Origin of the sequence: Kluyvera sp. CHPC 1.2972, from assembly GCF_036759925.1 — a bacterium.
In the GTDB taxonomy this organism is placed as follows: Bacteria; Pseudomonadota; Gammaproteobacteria; order Enterobacterales; family Enterobacteriaceae; genus Kluyvera.
Map to the genome: position 1 here is coordinate 134165 of NZ_JAPKIB010000011.1, position 12193 is coordinate 146357.

The following is a 12193-nucleotide window of genomic DNA, read 5'->3' on the forward strand; positions in this document are numbered from 1 at the left end:
AGCACTTTTTACCCATAAAATCGTGCTTTAGTGTTCTCTTTTTAATCAGCCAATCGTTTTCGTCAACATGTAGTAGATCACGACTCCAGCGACCACAAGACCACCGCCAAATCGACGTAACATCGTATCCGGTAATTGGGTCATCGTAGAAATCATCTTGCGCCAGGCCTTCGGATAAAGCATCGGCCCCAGACCTTCAAGCACTAACACCAGCGCAAGCGCCAGCCAGATTGTGGAATTCATTGATCATCCTTATAAAAGAAAACCACCGGCTCCCGAAGGAGGCGGTGGTTTTGTTCAGGCTTGCGCGCGATTAACGCGTCGTGGTACCTGGGTTCTTCATGTAGCGGAAGAAGTCGCTATCCGGGCTCAGTACCATCACGTCCTGATTGCTATCGAAGCTCGCTTCGTATGCACGCAGGCTACGGATGAAGGCATAGAAGTCTGGATCCTGGCTGAAAGCATCGGCAAACAGCTTAGCGGCTTCTGCATCACCTTCACCACGCATGATACGACCCTGACGTTCGGCTTCTGCCAGCGTCTTCGTCACTTCATAGTCAGCGGTAGCGCGCAGTTTTTCTGCCTCTTCCTGACCCTGTGAACGGTGACGACGGGCAACGGCTTCACGCTCGGCGCGCATACGGTTGTAGATAGCTTCAGAAACCTCTGCAGGTAGGTTGATCTGCTTAATACGCACATCGACCACTTCAATCCCTAACGCCGCCATACTGTTCGGGTTAATGGTTGGCCCTTTGATATTTGCCTGCTGCTCTACGCGCTCTGCGGCTTCGGCAATCGCGTTATCCGCAGCTGGCGTAGCCACTTCGTCCTCAGCACCGGAAGAACCGGAGTTCAGGGCATCGCGAACTTCCAGCGTCAGACGACCACGGGAGTCGGTCACGATGTCTTTCACGTCCAGACGACCAATCTCAGAACGCAGACGGTCAGAGAACTTACGTTTCAGCAGCACTTCGGCCTGGGAGACGTCACCGCCGCCGGTTGCCAGGAAGTAACGGCTAAAGTCGCTGATACGCCACTTGATGTAAGAGTCGACGATCAGGTCTTTTTTCTCTTTGGTCACGAAACGGTCGGCCTGGTTATCCATGGTCTGGATACGGGCATCGAGCATTTTCACCGACTGAATGAACGGCACCTTGAAATGCAGGCCTGGCTCATAAATCAGCGGTTTCTTATCGCCGTCACGCACGACGCTGCTGAACTGGAACTTAATCCCACGCTCGCCTTCTTTAACCACGAAGATAGAGGTATAAAGCACTACCAGCACGATGATGATAATCGCAATAACTGACTTACGCATCGTTATTCCCCCTGACGCTGGTAGTCGTTACGCTGCGCGTTAGCGCGGCGTTGGTCCATGATATTGCCCTGACTGGCAGACGACGTGTTGCTTGCGCTGCTGCTGGAAGAGGACGCAGGCGGCAGGCGCAACAGGTTGTTGGCACCACTGCTATCGCTCTTTGCTGCCGGGGCGTTGCCGCCTTTCAGCATTTGATCCAGCGGCAATACCATCAGGTTGCCATTCTTGTTGTCGCTAACCAGCACTTTGCGGGTATGGCTCAGCACTTTTTCCATGGTCTCGATATAGAGACGCTCGCGGGTAATCTGCGGTGCGGCTTTATATTCCGGCAGGATTTTCGCAAAGCGCGCCACTTCACCCTGTGCTTCCAGTACGGTCTGAGTCTTATACGCACGCGCTTCTTCCAGAATACGCTGCGCCTGACCGTTCGCACGTGGCTGCACTTCGTTGGTGTACGCTTCCGCTTCACGGATGTACTGCTGCTCGTTCTCACGTGCGGCAATCGCATCATCAAACGCGGCTTTCACCTCTTCCGGCGGACGAGCGGCCTGGAAGTTGACGTCCAGCAGGGTGATACCCATGTTGTACGGACGGATGGTCTCTTCCAGCTCGCGCTGGGTATCGCTACGAATAACGGTACGACCTTCGGTCAGAATACGGTCCATGGTGTACTTACCGATAACACCACGCAGGGCGCTGTCGGTAGCCTGACGCAGACTGTCATCAGCGCTGGTCACGCTGAACAGGTATTTCTGCGGGTCGGTTACGCGGTACTGCACGTTCATTTCAACGCGCACGACGTTTTCGTCGGAGGTCAGCATCACGCCGGATGCGGCCAGTTCGCGAACCGCTTCAACGTTCACTGGAGTGACTTCATCAACGAAGGTCGGCTTCCAGTTCAGACCCGGCTCAACCAGATGGCTGAACTTACCAAAGCGCGTCACTACGCCACGCTCGGCTTCTTTAATGGTATAGAACCCGCTGGCTGCCCAGATGACGACAACGGCTGCGGCAGCGATACCGACAATACGTCCGCCCATAGGACTACGCGGCCCCTGGGTTGAACTTCCGTTACCGGAACCCCCTTTACCGCCCCCAAATCCGCCGAGCTTTTTGCTCAGCTTACGGAAGATATCATCCAAATCCGGCGGACCCTGATCGCGACCGCCTTTATTTCCATTCCCCCCGGAGTTGCCGCCTTGATTATTGCTGCTTCCCCACGGGTCGCGGTCTTGTCCGTTATTACCGGGCTGATTCCACGCCATGTTTATGCTCCATATTTGTTATGCGGTGATATACCTTTTCCCAGTTCAGATCTTTTCGCGGTTAACCGTCATCGCCTTCCTGGTGGTGACGGTCGCGTTGAGGCGATCTGAACCGCTGGGTGCCCAAAGGGCTAATGTTCAGGCAAGCTGCACGGTCAGACGACGTAGTCTGCCAGTGTCGGTTCTTGTTTACAGAGGCGACGCCAGTCGACAATTGGCATACGAACCTGCAAATTGACGCAGCCGTCCTCCTCCATCCACTCTTTTTCAATTGCCTGAAGCTGGTAAAAGCGGCTACGCAAACGCCCGGCCTGCGGAGGTAAACGCAGCGTGTGCTGCGCAACTTCGCCGGCTAACCGTTCGGTTAACGCCTGAAAAAGGAGTGGTATGCCTACCCCGGTTTGCGCAGACAGCCACACCCGGATAGGTTTGTTCTCTTCATCACGATCGATACGCGGCTCGAAATCATCCAGCATATCGATTTTGTTCATCACCAGCAGGGTTGGGATCTCGTGCGCGTCGATCTCTTCGAGAACCGTGTTCACCGCGTCGATGTTTTCCTGTACCCGAACGTCCGCTGCGTCAATCACGTGAAGCAACAGCGTCGCTTCGCGGGTTTCCTGCAAGGTGGCTTTAAAGGCCGCCACCAGATCGTGCGGCAGGTGACGAATAAAGCCTACGGTATCCGCCAGCACGGTTTCGCCCACATCCGCTACATCAATACGACGCAGCGTTGGGTCAAGGGTCGCAAACAGCTGGTCGGCGGCGTAAACCTCCGCCTGCGTAATACGGTTAAACAGCGTCGATTTGCCGGCGTTGGTGTAACCCACCAGCGATACCGTTGGCACGTCGGCCTTCACGCGGGCACGACGCCCCTGCTCACGCTGTTTCTCTACTCGCTCAATACGCGAGAGGATCTGCATAATACGGTTACGCAGTAAACGACGGTCGGTTTCGAGCTGGGTTTCACCCGGGCCGCGTAAACCGATACCGCCTTTTTGTCTTTCAAGGTGCGTCCAGCCGCGCACCAGACGCGTGGCCAGATGGCGCAGCTGCGCCAGCTCAACCTGCAGCTTACCTTCATGGGTACGCGCACGTTGGGCGAAAATATCTAAGATCAGACCGGTACGGTCGATAACCCGGCATTGACACAGGGCTTCAAGGTTACGCTCCTGTGCTGGGCTAAGTGCATGATCGAACAGCACAACGGAAGCACCTGTCGCTTTGACGGCTTCCGCAATCTCGACAGCCTTACCTTCACCAACAAAATATTTTGGGTGCGGCGCTTTACGGCTACCAGTAATCACCTGCATTGCTTCGACACCGGCGGAAGAGACCAGAGATTCAAACTCCTGGAGGTCTTCCATATCTTTGTCTTGCGTAAAATAGATGTGTACCAGCACCGCCTGCTCACCGGCGTCATAACGGTCAAACAAGCGTTATATCTCCTGAAATACCAGCGGGGAACCCGAATAATCCGGCTCCCCGACATGGATAAACAGCCATCAACCTTATTCGGTTTCGTCGCTGTCTTGCGGCGCAGAACCCTGCGCGTTGCTACCGTGGTGGTAGTTGCTGCCAGTGCCGCCGCCAGCATTGTTGCTGTGATGGGAAACTGGACGAGACGGAACTACGGTAGAAATTGCGTGCTTATAGACCATCTGGCTGACCGTGTTTTTCAACAGGATCACGAACTGATCGAAAGACTCAATTTGCCCTTGCAGCTTAATACCATTCACCAAATAAATAGAAACTGGAACACGTTCCCGACGCAGTGCGTTCAGGAACGGATCTTGTAAAGATTGCCCCTTAGCCATTCTCTCTTTTCCTTATATGCTTATTTGTACTTATACACGTCGTCTTTCAAGCCGCGTTGCGGCAACTTGAGCGATGTTGCGTATGAACCTTACGATTCTGAAAATTGCGCACGATACGACTCAATTGTACACATTCAGTCTACACTAGCACCCACTACCTGTAATAGTTGGTTAAACGCCTGTTCCGGCTGCTCACTATCTAACCAGTGAACCCCTTCCCAACCACGTAACCACGTCACCTGGCGCTTCGCTAGCTGTCTCGTGGCACAAACTCCTCTATAAACCATTTCATCATATGAAATCTCGCCTTCGAGGTACGACCACATCTGGCGATATCCCACACAACGAATGGAAGGCATATCCGTATGCAAATCTCCACGGGCAAATAGCGCCCGCACTTCTGCTTCAAAACCTGAAGCTAACATCTGATGAAAACGCTGCTCAATGCGCTGATGGAGCAGTTCACGGCTCGCCGGGGCGATGGCGAACTGATGCACCTTGTAGGGCAGAGCGTCTCCTGACGTTTGTGTCAGCTCCGTTAAAGTTTTACCCGAAATGAAAAAAACTTCCAGTGCTCGGGAAAGTCTTTGCGGATCATTCGGATGAATACGCTCAGCGGCAACGGGGTCGATTTCCCGTAGCTGCTGATGCAGCGCCATCCATCCCTGCTCTGCCGCCTGCTGCTCAATCCGCGCCCGAACGTCCGGGTCGGCTGAGGGCAGCGGTGATAAACCTTCAAGCAACGCCTTGAAATACAACATCGTGCCACCGACCAGCAGCGGAATTTTCCCTGCGGCGGTGATCTCCGCCATCTGCGCAAGCGCATCGCGGCGGAAGTCCGCCGCAGAGTATGCCAGCGACGGATCGAGAATATCTAACAGTCGATGCGGCGCGGCTTCTAGCTCTTCCGCACTCGGCTTAGCGGTGCCGATATCCATTCCCCGATAGATGAGGGCGGAATCAACACTAATCAACTCTACTGGCAAAACTTTACGTAATTCAATAGCCAGCGCCGTCTTGCCCGAAGCGGTTGGCCCCATCAAAAAAATTGCCTTAGGCAGGCTCGCCTCGGTTACGTCACTCATGTCTCAGGGCGTTCATCGCAGAATCTAAATCAACGGGTTGTAACAGACCACCCGGCGGAGCTTTGACCAGCTGCGGGCAAAGACGTTCAACGTCTGCCAGCATCGAAATGGCCTGCGCCATGTTCCACTGCGCGTGATCGCTTGCCAGATTACGGGCCAGCCACTGCGCAACGTTCCCGGCATCAACCATACTCTGCTCCACCAGGTAGCCTATCAGTTCAGGAATCAAGATTTGTAAATTTTGTTGTCGTAAGGGTAAAGGCACGGCGCGGATCGTGGCGTGCTGCCCTTCGAGCAGTATTTCAATGCCGAGCAAGTTCAGCGTTTCCTGCGCCCGCTCCAACGTTTTCCGCTCGTCGTCGGTCACCTTTAGACGCAGCGGGATCAGCAGCGGCTGCGCGCAGATGGTTGCCTCACCCGGCGTCAGCTGCGCCTGGCGCAGCCAGCGCTCCGCGACCGGCAACGCCAGCAGGCTTAACTTACCGCCGCGCTCAAGCAACGCGCAGGTATCGGCGACGATCGCCAGCACCCGCCCGAAGCTCTGGCTATGCCCGGCAAGATTATCTGCCGCCGGGGCTTTTACCGGTTCCGGCGTCTTCTCTGGGGTATTCAGCAGTTGGCGATAGAGCGCCCCCTGCTGTTTCTGGTAGCCTGGCTGAGCGTTCGGCCAGCTGCCATTGGCGCCACCACCGCTGCTCCGCCCGGCACTGCTGCCGCTGGTTGGCGTTTGGTAGCGCGGCATATCAGGCTCGCGTGCCACCGCTGGCTCGGCAAACTGGTTGCGCCCAGCGGCAACGCGGTTCTCCGGCAGAACGCGCGGCGCCGGTTCATCATCTTCCGCCAGCGGCAGAGGCGCATCCAGCTGTTGTTGCAGCACGCTGAGCACCCCTTGATAGATAAAATCATGCACCAGGCGGGACTGATGAAAACGCACCTCGTGCTTCGCCGGGTGAACGTTCACGTCGACCTGATGCGGGTCAATCTCGAGATAAAGAACAAACGCCGGTTGCTGGTCAGCGCCGAGTTTATCTTCACACGCCTGACGAATCGCATGGTTGATGAGTCTATCGCGCATCATGCGGCCGTTCACATAGCAGTACTGAATTTCAGCCAGCGTAGGCGTGGTGTGTTTCGGATCTGCCACCCAACCGTGCAGCGCCAGGTCGCCGTGCTGCCACTCAATGGCCAGCGCATGCTCAAGGAACGGTACGCCGCAAATTGCGCCCAGCCGACGCTCTTTCGGTGCGCCTTCGGCCACTGCGCGATATTGGCGAACCGCTTTGCCGTTGTGGGTCAAATTAATACTCACATCGAAGCGCGCCAGCGCAATGCGGCGAACAATCTCATCGATATGGTTGAATTCGGTTTTCTCGGTGCGCATAAACTTGCGCCGCGCCGGGGTGTTGTAGAACAGGTCCAGCACTTCCAGCGTCGTTCCTACCGGATGCGCCGCTGGTTTAACCGTCACGTCCTGATCGCGTCCTTCCGCGTAGGCCTGCCACGCTTCCTGCTGCTCTGCGGTCCGTGAGGTGATGGTCAGACGCGAGACCGAGCTGATACTCGCCAGCGCTTCGCCACGAAAACCTAAGCTGATAATGGCTTCAAGATCGTCAAGCGAGGCGATTTTACTGGTCGCGTGACGTGCCAGCGAGAGTGCCAGCTCGTCTTTCTTGATGCCACAGCCGTTATCGCGAATACGGATAAGCTTGGCGCCGCCGCGTTCAATATCAATATCGATGCGGGTTGCCCCCGCATCGAGACTGTTCTCCACCAGCTCTTTCACTACCGATGCAGGCCGCTCAACCACTTCACCCGCGGCAATCTGGTTCGCAAGCTGCGGCGGTAAAACCTGTATCGGCATGAAAACTCCTTAGTTAACGAGCGTCCTGGATGATGACGCGGCGCTGGCGGTCTGCGACTGTTCGTCACGAGGGCCGGATTGTATCGGATGCGCCGTGAAATAGTTACGTAAACCGTTATAAATGGCTTCCGCGATCTTCTGCTGATAGTCGTCGCTGCCCAGCAGGCGCTCTTCGCTGCTGTTACTGATAAAGCCGGTTTCGACCAGAATGGACGGAATATCCGGCGAACGCAGCACGCCAAGGCTGGCATGTTCAGGACGGCGTTTATGCAGGTTACCTACTCGCTGAAGCTGGCTAATCACGTTGGTCGCGACATCATACCCTACCCGCTGCGAATGGCCGAACTGCAGATCCAGTACTGCCTGGCTCAGATACGGGTCAGCCTGGCTGTTGGCCAGCACGTCACCCGCGCCACCCAGCAGTTCGGACTGCTTCTCATGCTGTTCGAGCCAGCCCGCCATTTCGCTGTTCGCACGACGGTTAGAGAGCACCCACACGGAAGCACCAGTCGCATCGCGGTTCGGTGCGGCATCCGCGTGAATCGACACCAGGAAAGAGGCGTTCTGCTTACGCGCCACATCAGAACGGCCCATCACCGAAATAAAGTAGTCGCCGTCGCGGGTCAGCACGCCCTTAAACATCGGGTCATCGTTCAACAGCCCACGCAGCTTACGCGCAATGGCGATGGTGACGTTTTTCTCACGTGTACCGCCAGGGCCAATGGCGCCAGGATCCTGACCGCCGTGACCGGCATCAATGGCAATAATCACTTTATCCCCCGAGACGCTGCGCGCACGGGAAGACGGACGCGGAGTTGGCGTCACGGTGCTGGCAATCGCCGGCTGGCGTTCGCCGCTGAAGCTGCCGCTATCGTTGCCGCTGTTCGTACTGCTGCTGCCATTACGGCTGCCGCTGAACGGGTTACGCCCCGGCTGCGTCGGTGCTGGCGTCACGACTGGCGTTTCCACGCGCTTCGCCACAACTGGCGGTGGAGGCGGCGGTGGAACGTCGGCGTTAATGGTGAACACCACGACGTAGTTCGCGCCGTTCTGCTGCTTCACCGCTCGGGTTTTGCCGTTCTCGGTAAGATCGACCACCAGTCGTAAAGTCTGATCGTCTTTCGGCGTACCCGAACGAATGGCTTTCACCAGGTTGTTGCCGCTAAAGCGCAGCGGCAACCCCTGAATCACGCCAGTTTGTTTGATATCCAGCACAACGCTACGTTTGTCGTCCTGGCTAAAGTTGTACTCTGGATCGCCCATAAAGCTGAACGTGATCCGCGCCTGCGTTTCACTGTTCGCCACCTGAATATCGGATAAACTCGCCGCCATTGCCGGTACACCGACCAGCATCAGCGCGGCCATCAACCACCCTTTTGCGCGAAAAATCATCCTGGGATCCCTTAAATTAACCGGCAAACCGCGCCAGCAGAGACTCACCTAATGAGGAGACCGCGCTGATGCGCGCCTCACGCCCTTGCGCCTGGTAATCTAAGTGTATTTCGATATCCGGCTCGGGCAGAACACCTGCGCCCTGTTGCGGCCATTCCACCAGGCAAATGGCATCGTTAGCAAAGTAATCGCGGATCCCCATAAATTCGAGCTCCTCGGGATCGGCAAGGCGGTACAGATCAAAGTGATAAACCATCAGGTCGGCGAGCTGATACGGCTCAACCAGGGTATAGGTGGGGCTTTTGACGTTGCCGTTATGACCTAACGCCTGCAGGAATCCACGGCTAAAGGTGGTTTTCCCGGCACCCAAATCGCCGTACAGATAGATGACGGTTGCCCCGACGCAGGCTTTCGCCACTCGGTTGCCAAGGTCCAGGGTTGCCTGCTCGTCAGGTAAAGGAATCACTCGATTAATCATGGTTTACGTCAATCACATCCGGGTTAACAACACGCCGTAGCGTGGAAAAGAGGTCTGTCGCGAGCATACCGCGGGTGCCAAAGCGCGCCGCCAGTTCATCGGCGGCAGCACCGTGGGCGATACACCCTGCGCACGCTGCATCATACGGCGATAATGCCTGCCCCAGCAATGCGCCGATGATGCCCGAAAGCACATCGCCCATTCCGCCGCTGGCCATGCCGGCATTTCCCGCATCAATAATTCCGATCGCGCCCTGCTCATCCGCCACGACCGTACCGGCGCCTTTCAGCACCACCGCGCCGCCGTACCGTTTTACCAGACGCTGCGCGGAAAGTAAGCGATCGTTCTCGATGTCAGCCACCCGACAGTTGAGCAGCCGTGCGGCTTCGCCGGGGTGCGGCGTGATCACGCGATTGTGACGTTTATCCGGATTGATTGCCAGCAGGTTCAGCGCATCGGCATCCCAGAGGGTGGGTTTACGGAAATTGTCGATTTTCCGCAGCGCCTGTTTGCCCCATTCGGCTTGCCCCAGACCGGGGCCAATCACGATAGCATCCGCCCATTCCAGCGCCTCATCGAGCGCCTGTGGGGTGAGCTCATGCACCATCAGTTCAGGCCGCGCGGTAATAATCGGCGCGACGTTTTCAGCGCGGGTCAGCACCCGCACCAGCCCCGCACCGGCTCGTAGCGCCGCCTCACCGGTCATACGAATCGCCCCGGCAGTACCATGATCGCCGCCGATCACCACCAGGCGGCCATGATCGCCTTTGTGCGACGTTGGGCGGCGTGGCGCAAACCACTGGATCAACTGTGAAGCATCAAATCGATGAATGTTGGTGCGCTGGGTTGCCAGCCACCTCTCTAGTCCCAGCGAATCGTGGTGCAGATGCCCGACAACGTCGCGTGCCTTGCCGGTCAACAGACCTGGCTTCAGGGCGATAAAGGTGATGGTATGAGCGGCCTGAATAACCGCGCCGGGCGTCGTGCCGGTTTGGGCGTTCAGCCCGGAGGGAATATCCAGCGCGATAATCGGTGCCGGGAAGGCGTTAGCCCGCTCAATCAGATTCGCGACGTTCTCGCGCGGTGCGCTTTGTAGTCCGGTGCCGAGCAGGCCATCAATAATTAGATCAGCATCCTGCGGCCAATCGGCATCCGCCGGGTAAATCTCGCCGCCCACCGCACGCCACGCCTCACGAGCCGCGTGTGCCTCTTCCGGCAGCGACTTATCGCTGGCTATCGCCAGCAGCGTCACCTGAATACCAGCGGCCTGCGCCAGCCGCGCGACCTCGTAGCCATCACCGCCGTTATTGCCGTGCCCGCAAAGGACAATCCAGCGGCGGGTAGCGGGGTACGCGGCACGCGCGAGGTTAAACGCCGCTTCGCCCGCGCGCTGCATTAGCGTGTAAAGGGAAAGGCCGAGGCTCTGTGCCGCCGTTTTTTCAGCGCGACGCAGGTCATCCGCAGGCCAAATGGAGTGTGGTATACTTTGGGGGTTACTCGTCAATGTATGGTCCGTCATGTCACAGCCCCTCGATCTCAATCAATTAGCGCAACAAATCAAACAATGGGGCACCGAACTGGGTTTTCAGCAGGTCGGCATCACCGATACCGATCTCAGCGCCTCCGAACCCAAACTGCAGGCATGGCTGGATAAACAATATCACGGCGAGATGGAGTGGATGGCGCGCCACGGTATGATGCGCGCGCGTCCGCACGAACTGCAGCCCGGTACGCTCCGGGTGATTAGCGTTCGCATGAACTATCTTCCCGCCAATGCGGCCTTTGCCAGCACGCTGAAAAATCCCGAGCTAGGTTACGTCAGCCGTTATGCCCTGGGGCGTGATTATCATAAGCTGTTGCGTAACCGCCTTAAAAAGCTCGGCGAAATGATTCAGGAACAGTGCGTCTCGCTGAATTTTAGACCGTTTGTCGACTCTGCGCCTATTCTTGAACGTCCGCTAGCGGAAAAAGCCGGGATTGGTTGGACGGGGAAGCACTCACTCATTCTCAACCGCGATGCCGGATCGTTCTTTTTCCTCGGTGAACTGCTGGTTGATATTCCCCTGCCCATCGATCAACCGGTAGCCGAAGAGTGCGGGCGCTGCGTGGCCTGCATGACTATCTGCCCCACCGGTGCGATCGTCGAGCCCTACACCGTCGATGCTCGCCGCTGTATCTCTTACCTGACCATCGAGCTCGAAGGCGCCATCCCGGAAGAATTTCGTCCACTATTGGGCAATCGTATTTACGGCTGCGATGACTGCCAGCTCATCTGCCCATGGAACCGCTTCTCACAGCTGACCGATGAGGCCGATTTTAGCCCGCGCAAGGCGCTGCATGCCCCTGAGCTTATCGAGCTGTTCGCCTGGAACGAAGCACATTTTCTGAAGGTGACGGAAGGTTCGGCCATTCGCCGTATCGGCCACCTGCGCTGGCTGCGCAATATCGCCGTTGCGCTGGGTAACGCACCGTGGAGCGATGCTACGCTAAACGCGCTGGAGAGCCGCCGAGGTGAGCACCCACTACTCGATGAACACATTGAATGGGCGGTAGCGCAGCAAATCACGCGTCGAAATGAGAACGTGGTTGAGGTGCAGCTGCCGAAGAAACAGCGTCTGGTGAGGGTGGTGGAAAAAGGGCTACCGCGCGATGCGTGATATATTCACAGCCTGTGAGTAAAAATAAAAAGACATTGCGTTTCAACACGCCAAAGTTCGTCAAGCGATCTCGCTAACATTTTGAAATGATATATCTTGTTATAATTCAATAAGTTAATAAAAACTGTAAAAATCCAGAAAACATTAGCGCGCGAAGAACGTGATAACAGCCTGTGGATAACTCTGTTTACAAGAGTATTTCAGAAACGAAAAAAACAACCTCAATGACTTAACGCATTGTGGAAGTATTTTTGTTTTGGAAGAAAATTTGGAGCGGGAAACGAGACTCGAACTCGCGACCCCGACCTTGGCAAGGTCGT

11 protein-coding genes are annotated in these 12193 nt (G+C 56.4%); 1 reads left to right on the top strand and 10 read right to left on the bottom strand.

Features of this window, described 5'->3' with window-relative positions; all coding sequences use genetic code 11:
• Positions 1-45: 45 nt before the first annotated feature.
• From V6944_RS16900 to nnr, 10 genes are all read right to left on the bottom strand, one after another.
• On the bottom strand, positions 46-243 hold the full coding sequence (locus V6944_RS16900) for a DUF2065 domain-containing protein (protein ID WP_064546860.1): 198 nt from the start codon (positions 241-243) through the stop codon (positions 46-48).
• Positions 244-313: 70 nt separating this feature from the next.
• On the bottom strand, positions 314-1318 hold the full coding sequence (gene hflC, locus V6944_RS16905) for a protease modulator HflC (RefSeq protein ID WP_123651143.1): 1005 nt from the start codon (positions 1316-1318) through the stop codon (positions 314-316).
• A gap of 2 nt (positions 1319-1320) precedes the next feature.
• Positions 1321-2583, bottom strand: a complete 1263-nt coding sequence (hflK, locus tag V6944_RS16910; protein ID WP_035893322.1) for an FtsH protease activity modulator HflK — start codon at positions 2581-2583, stop codon at positions 1321-1323.
• Between the two features lie 155 nt (positions 2584-2738).
• The gene (hflX, locus tag V6944_RS16915; protein ID WP_333012823.1) at positions 2739-4019 is read right to left on the bottom strand and encodes a ribosome rescue GTPase HflX; all 1281 of its coding nucleotides are present in this window, start codon (positions 4017-4019) and stop codon (positions 2739-2741) included.
• Positions 4020-4094: 75 nt separating this feature from the next.
• A complete protein-coding gene (gene hfq, locus V6944_RS16920; protein WP_185669313.1) occupies positions 4095-4400 on the bottom strand; it encodes an RNA chaperone Hfq in 306 nt (101 codons plus the stop codon).
• A 134-nt stretch (positions 4401-4534) separates the two neighbouring features.
• Positions 4535-5485 carry a tRNA (adenosine(37)-N6)-dimethylallyltransferase MiaA gene (gene miaA, locus V6944_RS16925; RefSeq protein ID WP_333499778.1) on the bottom strand — a complete coding sequence of 317 codons (951 nt, stop codon included), beginning with the start codon at positions 5483-5485 and terminating at the stop codon, positions 4535-4537.
• Positions 5478-7346 (bottom strand): DNA mismatch repair endonuclease MutL, encoded by a 1869-nt coding sequence (mutL, locus tag V6944_RS16930; RefSeq protein ID WP_333499779.1) that lies wholly within the window; start codon positions 7344-7346, stop codon positions 5478-5480. Before mutL ends, miaA begins: the two co-directional genes overlap by 8 nt.
• 9 nt (positions 7347-7355) lie before the next feature.
• Positions 7356-8738 carry an N-acetylmuramoyl-L-alanine amidase AmiB gene (gene amiB / locus V6944_RS16935; protein ID WP_333499780.1) on the bottom strand — a complete coding sequence of 461 codons (1383 nt, stop codon included), beginning with the start codon at positions 8736-8738 and terminating at the stop codon, positions 7356-7358.
• A gap of 16 nt (positions 8739-8754) precedes the next feature.
• Entirely contained in the window at positions 8755-9216 is a 462-nt protein-coding gene (gene tsaE / locus V6944_RS16940; protein WP_333499781.1) for a tRNA (adenosine(37)-N6)-threonylcarbamoyltransferase complex ATPase subunit type 1 TsaE, read from the bottom strand.
• Complete coding sequence (gene nnr, locus V6944_RS16945; RefSeq protein ID WP_333499782.1) at positions 9209-10735, bottom strand: bifunctional ADP-dependent NAD(P)H-hydrate dehydratase/NAD(P)H-hydrate epimerase; 1527 nt, start codon at positions 10733-10735, stop codon at positions 9209-9211. The genes tsaE and nnr overlap by 8 nt, the downstream gene beginning before the upstream one ends.
• On the opposite strand from nnr, the gene queG reads away from it, so the two are divergent.
• Complete coding sequence (queG, locus tag V6944_RS16950; protein WP_333499783.1) at positions 10734-11873, top strand: tRNA epoxyqueuosine(34) reductase QueG; 1140 nt, start codon at positions 10734-10736, stop codon at positions 11871-11873. The two genes, nnr and queG, sit on opposite strands and share 2 nt — an antisense overlap.
• Positions 11874-12193: the final 320 nt, after the last annotated feature.